General features: G+C 58.5%; 16 protein-coding genes. 11 read left to right on the plus strand and 5 right to left on the minus strand.

Features of this window, described 5'->3' with window-relative positions; translation table 11 throughout:
- Position 1: 1 nt before the first annotated feature.
- The 3 genes from ACR0DE_RS15060 to ubiA form a co-directional block, all read right to left on the minus strand.
- Positions 2-322, minus strand: a complete 321-nt coding sequence (locus tag ACR0DE_RS15060; protein WP_170395619.1) for a hypothetical protein — start codon at positions 320-322, stop codon at positions 2-4.
- Position 323: 1 nt separating this feature from the next.
- A complete protein-coding gene (locus ACR0DE_RS15065; protein WP_480754052.1) occupies positions 324-2246 on the minus strand; it encodes an OmpA family protein in 1923 nt (640 codons plus the stop codon).
- A 67-nt stretch (positions 2247-2313) separates the two neighbouring features.
- The gene (gene ubiA, locus ACR0DE_RS15070) at positions 2314-3276 is read right to left on the minus strand and encodes a 4-hydroxybenzoate octaprenyltransferase (protein WP_170597229.1); all 963 of its coding nucleotides are present in this window, start codon (positions 3274-3276) and stop codon (positions 2314-2316) included.
- 12 nt (positions 3277-3288) lie between these two features.
- Here ubiA and ACR0DE_RS15075 point away from each other — a divergent pair, with 12 nt between their 5' ends.
- The 8 genes from ACR0DE_RS15075 to ACR0DE_RS15110 all read left to right on the plus strand — a co-directional run bounded on the left by ACR0DE_RS15075 (position 3289) and on the right by ACR0DE_RS15110 (position 12241).
- Positions 3289-4014, plus strand: a complete 726-nt coding sequence (locus ACR0DE_RS15075) for a 16S rRNA (uracil(1498)-N(3))-methyltransferase (RefSeq protein ID WP_170663995.1) — start codon at positions 3289-3291, stop codon at positions 4012-4014.
- On the plus strand, positions 4011-4859 hold the full coding sequence (locus ACR0DE_RS15080; RefSeq protein WP_480754055.1) for a GNAT family N-acetyltransferase: 849 nt from the start codon (positions 4011-4013) through the stop codon (positions 4857-4859). The genes ACR0DE_RS15075 and ACR0DE_RS15080 overlap by 4 nt, the downstream gene beginning before the upstream one ends.
- On the plus strand, positions 4856-5383 hold the full coding sequence (locus ACR0DE_RS15085) for a hypothetical protein (RefSeq protein WP_480754057.1): 528 nt from the start codon (positions 4856-4858) through the stop codon (positions 5381-5383). Before ACR0DE_RS15080 ends, ACR0DE_RS15085 begins: the two co-directional genes overlap by 4 nt.
- Before the next feature lie 67 nt (positions 5384-5450).
- Entirely contained in the window at positions 5451-6821 is a 1371-nt protein-coding gene (locus tag ACR0DE_RS15090) for a glutamate--cysteine ligase (protein WP_480754059.1), read from the plus strand.
- A gap of 70 nt (positions 6822-6891) precedes the next feature.
- Complete coding sequence (gene pheS, locus ACR0DE_RS15095) at positions 6892-7965, plus strand: phenylalanine--tRNA ligase subunit alpha (protein ID WP_010443591.1); 1074 nt, start codon at positions 6892-6894, stop codon at positions 7963-7965.
- A 470-nt stretch (positions 7966-8435) separates the two neighbouring features.
- The gene (locus ACR0DE_RS15100) at positions 8436-9239 is read left to right on the plus strand and encodes a CE1 family esterase (RefSeq protein ID WP_480754060.1); all 804 of its coding nucleotides are present in this window, start codon (positions 8436-8438) and stop codon (positions 9237-9239) included.
- A 78-nt stretch (positions 9240-9317) separates the two neighbouring features.
- On the plus strand, positions 9318-11714 hold the full coding sequence (gene pheT, locus ACR0DE_RS15105; RefSeq protein ID WP_480754062.1) for a phenylalanine--tRNA ligase subunit beta: 2397 nt from the start codon (positions 9318-9320) through the stop codon (positions 11712-11714).
- Positions 11715-11794: 80 nt separating this feature from the next.
- Positions 11795-12241, plus strand: coding sequence for a YtoQ family protein (locus tag ACR0DE_RS15110; protein WP_170423625.1), 447 nt, complete (start codon positions 11795-11797; stop codon positions 12239-12241).
- Between the two features lie 51 nt (positions 12242-12292).
- On the opposite strand, the gene ACR0DE_RS15115 is transcribed toward ACR0DE_RS15110, so the two are convergent.
- On the minus strand, positions 12293-12991 hold the full coding sequence (locus ACR0DE_RS15115) for a glutathione S-transferase N-terminal domain-containing protein (protein WP_170423627.1): 699 nt from the start codon (positions 12989-12991) through the stop codon (positions 12293-12295).
- Between the two features lie 223 nt (positions 12992-13214).
- Here ACR0DE_RS15115 and ACR0DE_RS15120 point away from each other — a divergent pair, with 223 nt between their 5' ends.
- Positions 13215-14021: a mechanosensitive ion channel family protein gene (locus ACR0DE_RS15120; protein WP_170423629.1), complete on the plus strand. Its 807-nt coding sequence runs from the start codon at positions 13215-13217 to the stop codon at positions 14019-14021.
- 187 nt (positions 14022-14208) lie between these two features.
- On the opposite strand, the gene ald is transcribed toward ACR0DE_RS15120, so the two are convergent.
- Positions 14209-15324 (minus strand): alanine dehydrogenase, encoded by a 1116-nt coding sequence (gene ald, locus ACR0DE_RS15125; protein WP_170647155.1) that lies wholly within the window; start codon positions 15322-15324, stop codon positions 14209-14211.
- Between the two features lie 135 nt (positions 15325-15459).
- Here ald and ACR0DE_RS15130 point away from each other — a divergent pair, with 135 nt between their 5' ends.
- Positions 15460-15918: an Lrp/AsnC family transcriptional regulator gene (locus tag ACR0DE_RS15130; RefSeq protein ID WP_170395646.1), complete on the plus strand. Its 459-nt coding sequence runs from the start codon at positions 15460-15462 to the stop codon at positions 15916-15918.
- A 151-nt stretch (positions 15919-16069) separates the two neighbouring features.
- Positions 16070-17008: a polyphosphate kinase 2 gene (gene ppk2 / locus ACR0DE_RS15135; protein WP_170395648.1), complete on the plus strand. Its 939-nt coding sequence runs from the start codon at positions 16070-16072 to the stop codon at positions 17006-17008.
- Positions 17009-17020 lie beyond the last annotated feature (12 nt).

Consider the following 17020-nt stretch of genomic DNA (forward strand, 5'->3'; position numbering starts at 1 on the left):
CCTAGTCTGCGTTGTTGATCCGCCCGCGCATCTCTTCGGCTTCCTGCCGCGCGGCGCGCAGCCCTTCCATTGCGGCATTCAACTCGGCTTCGGTTTGCGTCAGCTGGTTGGTTAGCTCTGCCTCACGCTGCTGAAGATATGTGATTGCCTGATCGCGTGTTTCTTCGGCCTCGTGCAGCTCCTGACTCATGCGGTCCAGATCGGCTACGTCGCTTTGGCGAACACGGGACAGCCGATGCGCCAGCCAGTTGGCGAACCAACCCATGCAGAAAGCTGCGAACAGGATGATGGCTGTGGCGATGATGAATTCTGTTCTGTTCAACTTACTGGTCCTCTGAGCCTGCATCCGGTGCGTCGGTTTCAGGTGTCTCGATTTCGGCCTCAGATTCGGCCTCGGCTTCCATCGCCTCCAGCCCGGTCAGGGTGTTGGCCACGGGTTCAGGACGGATCAGGCGAAACTCGATGCGGCGGTTCTCTTCGCGGCCTTCTTCGGTTTCGTTATCGGCGATGGGCTGCGTCTCGCCATACCCGACCGCAGAAAAGCTTGAGGTCGGCACGCGCCGTCCGCGCAATTCGTTCAGGATCGACTGTGCGCGCGACTGGCTGAGCTGCTGGTTCATCTCTTCACGGCCCTGACTGTCGGTATGGCCCTGAATCTCCAACCGGATGGGGCCACATTCGCGCAGGATGTCAGCGATCTGGTTCAGGGCATCGCGCGAGTCGGCGGCTACTGTGGCTGAACCCGGTTCGAACGCAATCTTTCTGGCGGCCTGTACCTCTGCCAGCTGCTCTTCGCAGACCTCAGGGTCGGGTGGCGCGTCGGCGGGTGCGGGCGGCTCCTGATAGGTGATTGACAGGGTGTAATCCTGCGCCTCGCCCAGCTTGTCCGACAGCATGCCGGCGATCCGGGCCTTGGCGTCGGGATCATGGCTGATGCCCGACAGCGCTACATTGTCCGGCGTAACGGTCAGGGCGCCATTGTGCAGTTGCGACAGTGCCTCCAGCCCGGCCAAGACGCGTATGGGCCAATCCGCGGGCAGGTCCGGTGCAATCCGGGTGGCTGTGTGCACCTGCAATGATCCAAAGGCGGCACGTGCAAAGCTGTCGGTCATTTCACGCAGCGTTTCGTCACTCAGACGGCCACGCAGTTGAACCAAACCCTCAGGGCTACGTGTTGCGACGAATTCAATAGGCCCAGTCGGGTCATCCGGTTCGGGTTCGGGAAGAATTGCATGCAAGGCGAAGACCTCGGGCAGCGTATTTTCGAGCTCTCCCACGATGCGGTCGAACTCCAAAGGGTTAGTCCCTTGTGTGGCAACTAGAGTGATATCTGCATCCGACAGAGTAACTGAACCCTGACCAAGTTCGGATAGCGCACGAATGCTGAGTTGCGCTGCATTCGCCCAACGCGGAGATGGTACGCCTAGCCCAATGGTGCAGGAATAGGGGCCGGTCAGTCCGGCCTCTCGTGCTGCAGCGACGATGATGTCGCGCGCAACTTCATCCTGGGCCGAGCACGCATCAAACTGCCCGCCATCTTCATCAATCAAATAGCGCAGCGTGAATGGTGTGATTACCGGGCGAGGTGCCGAAATCGAAAGGCCAATTCGCAGACCTGGTGGCGCGGCGCGGCTCAGGTCTTGTTCCAGCTGGTCTTTCTCTTGCTGGCTATCGGCAATGGCCGTGATACGCACCAACCCTGGGCTGGCAGATATCTTGGCCCGTGGCAAATCCGAGAGCGCTTCGATCGCATAGTCGATTGCCTGATCCCAACCGTCTGGCTTGGGATAGTCGGCACTTTCCATCAGGTCCGAGACTGACGCGTCCCGATCAAGGCGTTGCAGCCTGTCTACCAGATCATCGCGATCCAGTGCCGCAGGTACTAGCCCGATAATCGAAATTCCGCTGTCATTGCGCAGGATCTCGGTAGAAAAGCGGGGCGGTGTCAGATCGGCGGTGGGAGCAACCTCCATCTCGTCAATGACGCGCGAGGTGTCGACCTCGGTGCCCGCAGCGATCAGGGCGTTGAATCGGGTCGCCTCAGTCGGAGCTGTGCCGGTCAGAACGACACGCAGGCCATCGGATTCGACTTCGGCCCAATCATGGCCCTGCAAGTTCAAGGCCTTTCGCACGGCCAGTTCCGAGGCGTCTTCGATCTTGCTGACCGCAAATCCAGCGACCACCAGCGATAGCAAGGCGGACACCGCGAAAATCAACGCAACAGCTAGGGCGTAAGGCAAACGCATGGGCGAAATCGAGACTCCTCGGGCGGTTGGTTCCGGGAGTCATACAGAGCGCAGCACAGAGGTGCAATCAGAGGAAAAGGGCGACGCAGAGGAAGATCAGCGGAATCAAGCCGGTGTCACGATTGGCCCGGAAAAGCTGTAGCAATTTGGCGTTGTCCTCCGTGTCCAGCCCCCGCAATTGCCAGGCCAGATGCCACCCCATCGCCCAGGGCCCGCCAAGGGCGACCGCCAAAGCAAGAACCGATGTCCCGGGCAAAGCCGCGTCGATAATTGCAAAGGCCATTAGACTGACGGTTCCAATCAGAAAATACTTGAGCCAACGGGCGGTATCGGTGCCAAACAACCGTGCGGTGGACTTGATGCCGATCAGCTCGTCATCCTCGGCATCCTGATGGGCGTAGATCGTGTCGTAGAACAAAGTCCAGGCGATTCCTGACAGATAAAGCATGATCGCAGGCCAGCCCACGGTGCCGGTATGTGCAGCCCAGGCCAGCAATGCGCCCCAGTTGAAGGCCAGCCCCAGAAAAATCTGCGGCCACCAGGTAAATCGTTTTGCATAGGGATAGATGGTAACAGGCAGCAAAGACAAAACTCCCATCGCAATCGCGGCCCGGTTGAAGGTCAGAAGGATGGCCAGGGCCAACAGACATTGCAGCACCATCCAGAATACCGCCTGACGGACACTCACCTGACCCGAGGGAATCGGGCGCGACCTTGTACGCTCGACCTTCCCGTCAAACTCTCGATCGGTGATGTCATTCCACGTACAGCCCGCGCCACGCATCAAAAACGCACCAATGGCACAACCAACTGCGATCCAAAGATCCTCCCATCGTGGTGCGCCGTCGCTCAGGATGGCCAAGGCCAGACCCCACCAGCAGGGAATCAGCAGCAGCCATGTGCCGATGGGTCGGTCTGCACGGCTGAGCCGCAGGTAAGGGCGGGCAAAGGCGGGGGCGTGGGTGTCGACCCAATTGCCGGTTACGGCATCGGCGACCTGACCGTCTGGTGTTGGGGCATTGCCTTGCATATGTAGGGTCTCATGAATGCGAAGATCAGACTGTATGTAGAGCACCCTTTGGGTCCGGGGCAATCGGTTCCTTTGACGCGTGAGCAGGCGCATTATCTGTTCGGTGTCATGCGCCTGTCGGTTGGGGGCCGGGTCGCCCTGTTCAATGGCAGCGATGGCGAGTGGCAGGCAGAGGTTGCAGAAGCGGGCAAACGAGGCGGTATTCTGTCGTGCGTGGAGCAATCGAAACCTCTGCAATTACCGCCCGATCTGTGGCTTCTCTTTGCACCGATCAAGAAGGCGCGGACCGATTTCATCGTTGAAAAAGCAGCTGAAATGGGGGCCGCACGGATCATACCGGTTCAGACCGAATTCACCAACTCTGAGCGCATTCGACAGGATCGCTTGCAGGCCCACGCAATTGAGGCGGCCGAACAATGTGGCGGCACTTTTGTGCCTGAGGTCGCTGACCTCCAGCGATTGGATCGTATCCTGGGCGCGTGGCCCGATGATCGCCAATTGATGTTCTGTGACGAGGCTGAAGCCGGCTCGGCCCTGCGCTTGGCAGAGAATGAGAAAGGCAAGCCGTGGGCGATCCTGATCGGCCCCGAGGGCGGGTTTTCCGAGCCAGAACGTAAACGGTTGGCGGAGCTACCATTTACCCATGTGGTCAGCCTCGGCCCACGCATCCTCCGCGCCGATACAGCAGCCGTTGCGGCGATGACAATGTGGCAGCAAGCGTTGGGAGATTGGACGTGACGTGGCAATTGGCGCAGGAAACGGACCTGTCCAGGATCGACTCGTTTTTGTCCCAACATATCCAAACATCGATGTTCCCTTTGGCCAATCTACGGGATTTTGGCCTGTGCGGTACGCATCCCCGGTCGTTGAATGCATGGACGCTTGGCAGCCCGTTGCGTGCGGTCTTTGCCATAACAAATGAAGGCATGATCCTGCTGCAATGTCCCGACTGTTCGGATACCGAACTTGCCGCAGCGATTGACCTTATTCGAGGCCGGGCCCTGTTCGGCATCGCGGCTGAGGCAACGCAGGCTCGTCGGATAATGCAGTTGGCAGGTTGGGAGGGGCGACCCGCGACCCTGAACAGCGATGAGCCGGGGTTTTCCCTAGCGTTGGATCGACTTCAAATACCGGATTTCAGTGGGGCAGATCTCATGCCGCTTACTGATGTAGACCGTTCGGTCTTTGAAGACTGGCGAGAATGCTACCTCATCGAAGCCATGGATTTTGATGCTGTGCGCGCACAGACGCAGGCTAGGAAGGACATCAAGACCTATATCGAGCGGGATTCGCATCGAGTTTTGCTACAGAATGGCCTACCGGTCAGCATGACCGGCTTCAACGCCCGCCTGCCTGATGTGGTGCAGATCGGCGGTGTCTACACGCCACCAGATTTACGAGGGCGGGGCTATGCGCGTTTGGCTGTTGCCCTGCATCTGGTTGAGGCGCGCGACGCGGGAGTTTCCAGAGCTGTCCTCTTTGCGGCTTCCGATGCGGCCGCGCGTGCCTATATATCCATTGGGTTCCAGCCTGCAGGTCAATACTCGCTGATCCTGTTCAAAAACCCGGAGGACGTGGCATGAGTTTCTTTCGACCCGAAGCCAAACTGGCCCTGTGGCGCTGGCGCGAAGTGCTGGTTGCAGGGTTTGTTCTGATCCTCGGCCTCAGCTGGATCAGCGGCCCCGGCGGAATGCTGGCGTGGTTGGGGTGGCTGCTGATCGTCGTCTCGATGGCACTGGCGGTGATCGGAGTGCAACGCGCGCGCTTTCGCAATGGTGCGGGAGGACCGGGTGTGGTGACTATTGATGAAGGCCAGATCACCTATCTGGGCCCGCTCGACGGCGGCATCGTTGCAGCCCGCGAAATCGAGCGGTTGGCGTTGGATCCGACCTCGCAACCTGCGCATTGGGTTTTGGATCAGCCGGGGCAGCCGACCCTTCACATTCCGGTGAACGCCGAAGGGGCCGAGGCACTGTTTGATGTGTTCTCAGCACTTCCGGGGCTTAAAACCGAGCAAATGCTGTCGGAACTCAACGGTCGTGCGGCACATCCGGTGGTGATCTGGGAACGCACGCCGTCACGGCCTGCGCACCTTAGGCTGCATTGACACTGGCGCGGTTTGCGCTCAGGACTGACCGCCAAGACAGACACATCAGGATCGGAGCACGGGTCACATGTCCATCCCCCAGTCCGGCGGCGGACCGATCGAACGCCATGAGCAACTGGCCGAATATCTGGAATCGGGCTGCAAGCCCAAGGAAGATTGGCGCATCGGAACCGAGCACGAAAAGTTCGGCTATTGCAAAGACACTCTGAAACCACTGCCGTTTGAAGGCAAACGGTCGATTGTGGCCGTGCTGGAAGGTCTGCGAGACCGCCATGGCTGGGCTGAAGTGCGTGAAGCTGGACATTTAATCGGGCTTGAGAAGGACGGCGCGAACGTCAGCCTGGAACCAGGCGGTGCGTTGGAACTGTCCGGCGCTCCGCTCGAGACAATTCATGAAACGTGTGATGAGGTGAACACTCACCTGCGTGAAGTGAAGGATATCGCCGATGAGATCGGTGTAGGCTTTATTGGTCTAGGCGCAGCCCCGATCTGGACCCATGAAGAGATGCCGTTGATGCCTAAGGGCCGTTACCGGCTGATGAACGATTATATGGAGAAAGTCGGCACCATGGGCCGCGCCATGATGCGGCGCACCTGCACGGTTCAGGTCAATATCGACTTCGGGTCCGAGGCCGACATGGTGCAGAAGCTGCGCGTCGCGCTGGCCCTTCAGCCGGTCGCGACGGCGCTGTTTGCGAACTCTCCGTTTTTCGAGGGCAAGGTGAACGGCCAGAAAAGCTGGCGCAGTTATATCTGGCGGCATCTGGACGATGCACGGACGGGCATGCTGCCCTTTGTGTTCGAAGAAGGCTTCGGGTTCGAACGCTATGTACAATATGCGCTCGATGTACCGATGTATTTCGTCTATCGCGACGGCCAGTATATCAACGCGCTGGGCATGTCGTTCCGCGACTTCCTGCAGGGCAAACTGCCTGCGCTGCCCGGTGAGACGCCGACTCTGTCCGATTGGGCCGATCACCTGACCACGGCATTTCCCGAAGCGCGGATCAAGAAATTCATGGAGATGCGCGGCGCCGATGGTGGCCCATGGCGCAGGCTCTGTGCGCTGCCTGCCTTCTGGGTTGGTCTGACCTATGATCAAACCGCACTGGATGCCGCTTGGGATCTGGTCAAAGGCTGGGATGCCGAGACGCGCGAAGCGCTGCGGGTTGAGGCTGCCAAGGATGGCCTGCAAGCGCAGGTCGGCAACATCAACATGCATGATCTGGCGCGCGAAGTGGTCTCGATCGCCGGCGCCGGTCTGGCGTCGCGCGCGCGCTCCGGTGCGGGTGGTCTGGTGCAGGACGAAACGCATTTCCTGAACGCGCTCAAGGACAGCATCGATACGGGCAAGGTGCCCGCAGATGAGTTGCTGGATCACTACAATGGCGACTGGAATGGCGACCTGACCCGGATTTATCCCGAATACAGCTATTGATCCCCACCGTCCCGCTTGCATTCGCGGGGCGGGGCCGATAGCAGGTTGGCGACCAAATTCAGAGGGCGTCATGGACGATCTTAAGGCAAAATATCTGGGCCAAATCGCCGAAGCTGGCGATGAAAACGCGCTTGAGGCGATCCGCGTCGCCGCCGTCGGCAAAAAAGGCGAGGTCGCGCTGAAGATGCGCGAGCTAGGCAAGATGACCCCCGAGGAACGTCAGGTCGCAGGCCCCGCGCTGAACGCCCTGAAGGATGAGATCAACTCGGCGCTTTCTGCCAAAAAGGCCGCGCTTGCCGACGCCGCGCTGGATGAGCGTCTGCGCACCGAGTGGCTCGACGTTACACTACCGACCCGGGCACGTCGTCAGGGCTCGATCCACCCGGTCAGCCAGGCGACCGAGGAACTGACCGCGATCTTTGCCGAACTGGGTTTCTCGGTGGCCGAAGGGCCGCGGATCGAGACCGACTGGCACAACTTTGACGCTCTGAACATCCCCGGCCACCACCCTGCGCGGGCCGAGATGGACACATTCTACATGCACCGCGCCGAGGGCGACAATCGCCCGCCGCATGTGCTGCGCACCCATACCTCGCCAGTGCAGATCCGCTCGATGGAACTGCAGGGCGCGCCGATCCGCGTGATCTGCCCGGGCGGTGTCTACCGCGCCGACTATGACCAGACTCACACGCCGATGTTCCATCAGGTCGAGGGGCTGGCCATCGACAAGGATATCTCGATGGCGAACCTGAAATGGGTTCTGGAAGAGTTCGTGAAAGCGTTCTTCGAGGTCGACGACGTCGAGCTGCGCTTCCGCGCATCGCACTTCCCCTTTACCGAACCGTCGGCCGAGGTCGATATCCGCTGCTCGTGGGATAACGGTCAGCTGAAGATCGGCGAGGGCGACGACTGGATGGAAATTTTGGGCTCCGGCATGGTCCACCCCAAGGTGATCGCCGCCGGTGGGATTGATCCCGAGGTCTATCAGGGCTTTGCGTTCGGCATCGGTATCGACCGTCTGGCGATGCTGAAATATGGCATTCCGGATTTGCGGGCGTTCTTTGATTCCGACCTCCGTTGGCTGCGGCACTATGGGTTTGCGGCATTGGATATGCCGAATTTGCATGGTGGTTTGAGCCGATAGAGTGCGTGTTGGATAGCTGTCTGATAGCATGCCAAGACTGGTGGAAGCAGCGAGTTTCCAAAAGACCATTGGTTTGGTTCTTGGGTCTTTTTATCGCCAGTGTATTGCCTCTCATGCTCACTTCTTGGGTATGGGGTAACGACTCAGCGGCAATCTTTATTGTGTTTATTGGATCTTTACTGCTGTTTTTGCCTGGAATGATAGTTGCTGGCATGGAGTTTGCACGACCAGGTGCGTTTCAGCTTCGCGACAGAATTCAGAGAGAAAAGACGCGGGATTTGATAGACAAAAGGAAGGGCGGATTTTGGAATTGGTGGTGATCCGTTTGGTTTTCTGACCAGCGCGGCTTTGTGATTTGATCCGTTGTAGGGTGGGGTTTCACCCCGCCGTGGGGTGGTTGGTGGGGTGAAACCCCACCCTACACCAATAAGTTACGTGACAGGGCGGAGCATGTCGCTAGGCTCCGGCGTATGATCTATCAACTGCTTTTTCTTCTGCTGACCGCGACTCCAGCCATCGCTATGGGGCCGTGGAAATCTGACTGCCACGGCGATACTGCCTGTGAGATCGGCGACCGTTCTTACCATGTGCTGGAACCCGATGGCTGGGATGGCGAAACGCCTCTGCCGGTGCTGCTGCATTTCCACGGCTGGGCGCGGCAGGGCGATGTGGTGGTGAACCATGAACGTATCGCCGGGGCGACCAAGCTGCGCGATGTGCTGTTGGTGGCTCCGAATGGGCTGGGCAAAAGTTGGAACTTCTGGACTGCCGATACCGCAGACGTGCCGTTCGCAGATCGCGTGCTTGAGGACGTCGCCAAACGCTATCCCATTGATCTTGAACGCATATATGTCTCGGGTTATTCTTATGGCGGCGCAATGGCATGGCGCTATGTCTGCCAGTCGGGCAATGACATCGCCGCGCTGTTGGCGGTTGCGGGCTCGATCCGCCAGACCGAGGACTGCCCGGAAGCCCCGCGCGAGGTGCGCCATGTGCATGGGCTGGACGATACGGTGATGGATTTTCCCTTTGGCCCGGACGGCGATACGACCTATCCGGTGGCGCTGTGGAAGGCCAAGTTCAACTGCAACGGCGCGACCCCGCGCGGGGATTGGAGCGTGAAGCCGTTCCTGACGCTCAGCCGGGTAGAGTGGACCGATTGCGCGCAAGGGCAGGTGACACTGGACACCCATCCCGGCGGGCACTTTATTCCCCACGGCTGGATCGGCTGGCAGCTGGACGAGCTTTTGGGTCGCACCCCCACCTATCCGTGAGCCGCAGCGCTTGCACCTCGGCGCAATCTTTGCCATTGCCTGTGCCGACTGAATGTTTGCCGAAAAAGGCCCGCTGCAATGAAATTCACTCTGTCCTGGCTGAAAGACCACCTCGATACGGATGCGTCGGTTGATGAGATCGCCGAAGCGCTGACCGATCTCGGGCTTGAGGTCGAAGAGATCGTCAACCCGGCGGACCGTCTGGCGGGCTTTACGCTGGGCCATGTGAAACATGCCGAGAAGCACCCGGACGCCGATAAGCTGCGCGTTTGCACGGTTGAAACCGACGAGGGCGATCTGCAGATCATTTGCGGCGCGCCCAATGCGCGCGAAGGCATCACCGTGGTGGTTTGTAAACCGGGTATGTATATTCCCGGCCTGGATATCACCATCAGCGTCGGCAAGATCCGTGGCGTCGAGAGCTTTGGCATGATGGCATCCGAGCGCGAGCTTGAGCTGTCGGATGAACACGACGGGATTATCGAGCTGCCCTCGGGTGAGGTCGGTGATCGGTTTGTCGATTGGTTGGCTGAGAACGATCCGTCAAAGGTTGATCCGATGATCGAGATCGCGATCACGCCGAACCGCCCGGATGCGCTGGGTGTAGCGGGTATTGCGCGAGATCTGGCTGCACGTGGATTGGGCACGCTGAAGGTGCGTGACTATGTCCCCGTGCCGGGGGACTTTGAAAGCCCGATCAAAGTGTCGATTGATGAAGATACGCTGGATGGCGCGCCGCATTTCACCGGTCGGCTTATCAGGGGCGTCAAAAACGGCCCCAGCCCGCAATGGCTGCAGGACCAGTTGAAGGCGATTGGTCTGCGTCCGATCTCGGCCTTGGTGGATATCACCAACTATATGACCTTCGATCACAACCGCCCGCTGCACGTATTCGATGCCGACAAGGTGCAGGGTAACCTACGCGTTCACCGTGCCAAAGGTGGCGAGAAGCTGGTTGCACTGGATGAGAAAGAATACACACTACAGCCCGGCATGATGGTAATTTCGGACGACGAAGGCCCGGAATCTATCGCGGGCATCATGGGCGGCGAGGAAACCGGTTGTACCGAGGAGACCGTGAACGTCTTCCTTGAAAGCGCGTTCTGGGATCATGTACAGATCGCCCTCACAGGTCGGGCGCTGAAGATAAACTCGGACGCGCGGTATCGATTCGAGCGCGGCGTCGACCCGGAATACACGCGCGAAGGGTTGGAGCATGCGACGCAGATGATCTTGGATATCTGCGGCGGTGAAGCCTCGAATGTGGTCGAGGCGGGCAAAGCGCCGAACCACGCGCGGGCCTACAAACTGGACGCGGCGCGCGTGCAGTCCTTGGTCGGGATGGAGATTCCGGAAAGCGAGCAGCGGCAGACACTGACCCGTTTGGGCTTTCGTCTGGATGGCGAGATGGCGCATGTGCCCAGCTGGCGACCCGATATCATGGGGGAGGCCGATCTGGTGGAAGAGGTTGCGCGGATCGCTTCTCTGACCAAGTTGAAGGGTATTCCGCTGCCGCGTACGACAGCAGGTATCCCCAAACCGGTCATGACACCCACGCAGCGTCGCCAGTCGATGGCGCGCCGGACCTGTGCAGCGCTGGGGTACAATGAATGTGTGTCTTATACCTTCATCGATCAGGCCTCGGCAGCCTTGTTCGGGGGCGGTGACGCAGCAACCATGTTGGAAAACCCGATCTCGTCCGAGATGAGCCATATGCGCCCTGATCTGCTGCCTGGTTTGCTGCAAGCGGCGGCGCGCAATCAGGCACGGGGTTATGCCGATCTGGCCTTGTTCGAGGTCGGGCCGGTGTTCCACGATGGTGAGCCGGGGGATCAACAGACACAGATTACCGGCCTGATGGTTGGGCGTAGCGGTCCCAAGGATGTGCACGGTGCGTCCCGCCCGGTTGACTTGTTTGACGCGAAAGCTGACGCCGAGGCGGTATTGGCCGCAATTGGCGCGCCCGCGAAGGTTCAGATTCTGCGCGACGGCGATGCCTGGTGGCACCCGGGCCGACATGGAAAAATCTGTCTGGGTCCGAAAAAGGTACTGGGCGTCTTTGGCGAATTGCATCCGCGCGTGTTGCAGGCGATGGACATCAAGGGCCCGGCGATGGCGTTCACCATTTGGCCGGATCAGGTGCCGATGCCACGTAGATCCGGTGCGACCCGTTCTGCCTTGGAATTGCGCGACCTGCAGGCGGTCGAGCGCGATTTCGCCTTTGTTGTAGATGCGGATATCGAAGCTCTGACGTTGGTCAATGCGGCTGCGGGTGCTGATAAGGCTCTGATCGAGGACGTGCGCGTCTTTGACGAATTCATTGGCGGTAGCGTCGGCGAGGGCAAGAAGTCTTTGGCCATTACCGTAAGGCTCCAGCCGTCGGACGCGACCCTGAAGGAGAAGGATATCGAGGCGGTCAGCACCAAGATTGTCGAAAAAGTGGTGAAAGCCACTGGCGGCGTCTTGCGGGGATGAGTTGGTTTTCGCCTCCGGCGGGAGTATTTTTGAAATGATAAAGGGGCCATTGCGCCCCTTTTTCACGGGAGGAGAGAAAAATGCTGAAGGTCTATTTGTCCGGAGAGATTCACACGGATTGGCGCGAGCAGATCATTGCGGGCGCCGATGGGTTGGATGTTGAGTTCAGTAGCCCGGTCACCGATCACGGTGCTTCGGACGATTGCGGTGTCACGATCTTGGGGGCCGAGCCGAACAAGTACTGGCACGATCACAAGGGTGCTATGGTCAACGCGATCCGGACCCGCAAGGGCATATCAGACGCGGATGTTGTGGTTGTACGCTTTGGGGACAAATACAAGCAGTGGAACGCGGCATTTGACGCGGGCTATGCGGCAGCACTGGGCAAGTCGATCATTGTTCTGCACGGGGCTGATCATCAGCACGCGCTGAAAGAAGTAGATGCAGCAGCACTCGCCGTCGCTGAAGAACCCGCGCAAGTTGTTGAGATCTTGCGCTACGTTCTAACAGGCGCGCTGCCTGGGTAACCCGATGGCCCGTGGCGGCGGATTTGGATCCCGCCGCACAGGCCTTGGGTATCAATCCCGTGAGGGGATGTTCAGTCCTCTTTGCACTGCGGGTCGATCCAGGAACCTGTCCAGATAGCGCGTAACGTTGCCATAGCTTTCCCAGCCTATGACATCCTTGACGCCGTAATAATCTAAACCGCGCAGCCAGGGCGCGATTGCGATATCGGCGATCGAGAATTCTCCGGCGATCCAATCTTGGCCGTCCAGTTGCCGGTCGAGAACGTTCAGCAGGCGTTTGGCCTCGGACACGTAGCGTTCGCGCGGGCGGGGGTCTTCGATTTCAGCCCCTGCGAATTTGTGGAAATACCCAAGCTGGCCAAACATTGGTCCGATACCGCCCATCTGAAACATAACCCATTGGGTGACCCGGTGCTTGTCGCCTTTGTTCTGACCCAGCAGCTTACCGCTCTTTTCAGCGAGGTACAGAAGGATTGCACCGCTTTCGAACAAAGCCAACGGAGCATCGTCGGGCCCGTTGGGATCAATGATCGCCGGGATCTTGTTGTTCGGGTTCAGCGAAAGAAACTCCGGGCTTTTGACATCTGCATCGGCCAGTGTGACACGATGTGCCTCATAAGGCAGGCCGGTTTCTTCCAGCATGATCGACGCCTTTACCCCGTTGGGTGTGGGGAAGGAATAAAGCTGAATCCGCTCGGGGAACTGTGGGGACCATTTATTCATGATCGGGAATTGGATTGTGTCCAGCATGATGAGCTCCTTTTATCGCGCGTGTTGCAGTCAATCTGGTAATTTGTGGCGCTTTTGTAAGGTCCAATTCTGTGCGTGATCGGTCAGTCGATGTTTGCTGGGGAACAGCAGGGGGGAAAACTCGGAAATCCCGCACCTAGACCTGCGCGCAAAATTAGCCCAGACTTTTCAGCGATCCCGCGCCAAAAGGCGCGGGTTTGCTGTTGGCGCAAAGGAGAAGCGTGTGGAAGATGTCGTAACACAGGTGGGCGCATTTGGTCCGCTGATCATGAGCGCGATCAAAGCGTTGATCGTTCTGGTATTGGGTTGGATCGTTGCCGGAGCCATTAGCGGTCTGGTGCGGCGGCGGATCAACGCCACGCCACATATCGACCCGACTTTGGGGAATTTCGTTGCGAGCCTCGTGAAATGGGTGCTGCTGGCGATTGTCTTTGTCGCCGTTCTGGGCATTTTCGGAATCGAGGCGACCAGCATCGTGGCCATTCTGGGTGCCGCATCCCTGGCCATCGGTTTGGCGCTGCAGGGAACACTCAGCGATCTGGCCGCGGGCGTGATGCTGGTGGTGTTCCGGCCCTATAAGCTGGGCCAATATGTAGATATTGGTGGCACAGCGGGTACTGTGAAAGACCTGAACCTGTTCACGACCGAGCTGGTGACGCCGGACAACGTGCAGATCATCGTGCCAAACGGTCAGGCTTGGGGTTCGGTGATCACCAACTATTCCGCCCATGACACCCGCCGGGTCGATCTGGTGTTTGGCATCGACTACGGCGATAGCGCGGATGAGGCTATGAACATCATCCTGGATGTGGCCAAAGCTGACGATCGTATCATGGCTGATCCTGAGCCCTGGGTGCGCGTGACAAATCTTGGGGATAGTTCGGTTGATCTGACCGCGCGCCTGTGGTGCGCAGCGGCTGACTATTGGGATGTGAAGTTTGAACTTACCAAAGCGATCAAAGAAGCGTTTGACGCCAAAGGCGTATCCATCCCGTATCCGCATTCTGTGGAGATTCACAAAGAGGCGTAAGCCTCCCGCCCGTCGATCGGGCATTGAAATGCCCTCTTCCGGTTGGGCCGGGCACCGCGCTAAGGCGCGGTGCTTTTTTGCGCGAACCTTGGTCCAGAAAAAACAGCGCCGCGCTATTGGCGCGGCGCTGGGCCCAAGTCTGTAAAGCGTCCTTTGGAAAAGGACGCTTTCAGAGGCGGGAGCGCTCTTAGTTCAACAGAGTTGTTGGATCGACAGAGGCGATGTTGAGGGCGGTGCCCACCGCTTCGTAAGTCAGCTTGCCGGCGTGGACGTTCAAACCTGCCAGCAGGTGTGCGTCGTCCTTACAGGCCTGCTTCCAGCCCTTGCTTGCCAGCGACAACATAAACGGCATGGTTGCGTTGCCCAGTGCGATGGTCGAAGTCCGGGCAACCGCACCGGGCATGTTGGCGACGCAGTAGTGCATGATGCCGTCAACTTCGTAAACCGGATCGGCGTGGGTGGTGGCTTTCGAGGTTTCAAAACAGCCGCCCTGATCGATCGCAACGTCTACCAGAGCCGCGCCGGGCTTCATGGTCGACAGCTGTTCGCGCGAGATCAGTTTGGGAGCAGCTGCGCCCGGGATCAGGACCGCACCGATGACCAGGTCGGCATCCTGGATCAGCTCGGCTGTCGCACCAGCGGTTGAATACTGGTTCTTGAAGGTTCCGCCGAACACATCGTCCAGATAGCGGAGACGCGGCAGCGAACGGTCCAGTACGGTCACATCCGCACCCATGCCTGCGGCAATCTTCGCTGCGTGGGTGCCTACGACGCCTCCGCCGATGACGATCACTTTGGCAGGGCCTACACCCGGAACACCACCCATCAGAACGCCGCGGCCACCGTTGGCCTTCTGCAGAGTCCAGGATCCAACTTGCGGAGCCAAGCGACCGGCAACCTCGGACATCGGCGCCAGCAGCGGCAGGCCGCCATTGGAGTCAGTCACGGTCTCATAGGCAATCGCGGTGCAGCCGGATTCCAGCAGATCGTGAGTCTGGTCTGGATCGGGTGCCAGGTGCAGATAGGTGAACAGCAACTGACCTTCGCGCAGCATTTTACGCTCGACCGCCTGAGGCTCCTTGACCTTGACGATCATATCAGCCGTGGCGAACACTTCTTCTGCAGTGTCGACGATGCGGGCACCTGCCGCTACATAAGCATCGTTATCAAAGCCCGAGCCCATCCCGGCACCGGTTTCGATGATGACTTCGTGACCGCGGGCCACAGCTTCGCCAGCAGCGTTCGGGGTCATCCCGACGCGGAATTCCTGAGGTTTGATTTCCTTGGGGCAGCCGATTTTCATGTGAGACTCCATTCATAAACTGCCTAAATTATGGGCATAAATTGGCGCAATTTTTGTGAAACCCCACTTGCTAAACACACAATCTGCGGGAAAATATTCAGCGTATAGACAACTTGACGCAATGGATGTGCGCAAATGACGATTGACGCAACAGATCGGAAGATTCTGGCAGCCCTGCAGCGCAAAGGGCGGATGTCAAATTCGGAATTGTCCGAACAGGCGAATCTATCCCCTTCGGCCTGCCACCGGCGCGTGCAGCGACTTGAGGCTGAGGGTTATATCAAGGACTACGTCGCCCTGTTGGACGCACGGAAGTTGAACGTTCCAACCACCGTGTTTGTCGAGATCACGTTGCAGGGTCAGGCGGAAGAAGTGCTGGAGGCGTTTGAAAAAGCCGTAGCACGGATTCCGGATGTGCTGGAATGCCATTTGATGGCGGGCACGGCGGACTACATTCTGAAGGTCGTCGCAGAAAATACTGAGGATTTTGCTCGCATCCATCGGCAATACCTGTCTCGCTTGCCTGGGGTGGCGCAGATGCAAAGCTCATTTGCTTTGCGCACGGTGTTTAAAACCACGGCTTTGCCTGTCTGAAACCAACTATTGGGGGTTAGCCTTGCGTCAATTCTGCCGCTTGTATCTGTCGTGCGGTCGGGCCAAAATCCATGTTTCCGACCTTATGTACGACCTCGGCACTTTGCGCTGACACTCCGTGGTTACACTGGCCGTGTACGGTCCGAACCCGATGAACGATAAGGAGCAGACCTTGGCTTACGAAAACAACAGCACGCCGAAAGATTGGCTGGAAGCTGAACTGGAAGACACGCTGGACGAAGATTTCGAGATCGAATTCAGCGAGCCCATGCTTTCGATGGAAGTGCGCAAGATTTACAAGGACCAGCATCCTGACATGCTGGATCGCAAGGTCTATTTTCGCAACCTTTTGCGGCTGCAGGCTGAACTTATCAAAGTTCAGGATTGGGTGGTCCATACAGGGGCCAAGGTCTGTATTCTATTTGAAGGGCGCGACAGCGCCGGGAAAGGGGGTGTGATCAAGCGGATCACGCAGCGTTTGAACCCTCGTGTAGCGCGTGTGGTCGCCTTGCCTGCACCCAGCCGACGCGAACAAAGCCAGTGGTATTTTCAGCGCTACGTGCCCCATTTGCCTGCGGCCGGTGAGATCGTGTTCTTCGATCGGTCCTGGTACAACCGCGCTGGTGTTGAACGCGTGATGGGATTTGCCAACGAGGATCAGGTCGAACAGTTCTTTCAGGACGTTCCCGAATTCGAACGGATGCTGGTGCGGTCGGGGATTATCCTGCTGAAATACTGGTTCTCGATTACAGACGAAGAACAGCAATTGCGATTCCTGATGCGTATTCACGATCCGATGAAGCAGTGGAAACTGTCACCGATGGATCTGGAATCCCGCATCCGGTGGGAGGCATACACCAAGGCCAAAGAGGATATGTTCTTTCGCACCAACATATCCGAGGCGCCTTGGTATATTGTTGAAGGCAACGACAAGAAACGCGAACGGCTCAATTGTATCGAGCACCTGCTGACCAAGATCCCCTATGAGGATGTGCCGCAGGAAAAGGTCAATCTGCCGGATCGGCGCTATAACCCCGAATACGAACGGCGCATTTTGCCGGATGAGCTACACGTGCCTAAGATATATTGATTTGGCAGGAAA

Source organism: Ruegeria sp. C10 (genome assembly GCF_056537805.1).

Coding starts and splice junctions, on each gene's coding strand:
- pheS (WP_010443591.1), top strand. CDS start 6,892: ATGGACGATCTTAAGGCAAAATATCTGGGCCAAATCGCCGAAGCTGGC.
- ACR0DE_RS15090 (WP_480754059.1), top strand. CDS start 5,451: ATGTCCATCCCCCAGTCCGGCGGCGGACCGATCGAACGCCATGAGCAA.
- ACR0DE_RS15085 (WP_480754057.1), top strand. CDS start 4,856: ATGAGTTTCTTTCGACCCGAAGCCAAACTGGCCCTGTGGCGCTGGCGC.
- ACR0DE_RS15130 (WP_170395646.1), top strand. CDS start 15,460: ATGACGATTGACGCAACAGATCGGAAGATTCTGGCAGCCCTGCAGCGC.
- ppk2 (WP_170395648.1), top strand. CDS start 16,070: ATGAACGATAAGGAGCAGACCTTGGCTTACGAAAACAACAGCACGCCG.
- ubiA (WP_170597229.1), bottom strand. CDS start 3,276: ATGCAAGGCAATGCCCCAACACCAGACGGTCAGGTCGCCGATGCCGTA.
- ACR0DE_RS15115 (WP_170423627.1), bottom strand. CDS start 12,991: ATGCTGGACACAATCCAATTCCCGATCATGAATAAATGGTCCCCACAG.
- pheT (WP_480754062.1), top strand. CDS start 9,318: ATGAAATTCACTCTGTCCTGGCTGAAAGACCACCTCGATACGGATGCG.
- ACR0DE_RS15100 (WP_480754060.1), top strand. CDS start 8,436: ATGATCTATCAACTGCTTTTTCTTCTGCTGACCGCGACTCCAGCCATC.
- ACR0DE_RS15110 (WP_170423625.1), top strand. CDS start 11,795: ATGCTGAAGGTCTATTTGTCCGGAGAGATTCACACGGATTGGCGCGAG.
- ACR0DE_RS15075 (WP_170663995.1), top strand. CDS start 3,289: ATGAATGCGAAGATCAGACTGTATGTAGAGCACCCTTTGGGTCCGGGG.
- ACR0DE_RS15065 (WP_480754052.1), bottom strand. CDS start 2,246: ATGCGTTTGCCTTACGCCCTAGCTGTTGCGTTGATTTTCGCGGTGTCC.
- ald (WP_170647155.1), bottom strand. CDS start 15,324: ATGAAAATCGGCTGCCCCAAGGAAATCAAACCTCAGGAATTCCGCGTC.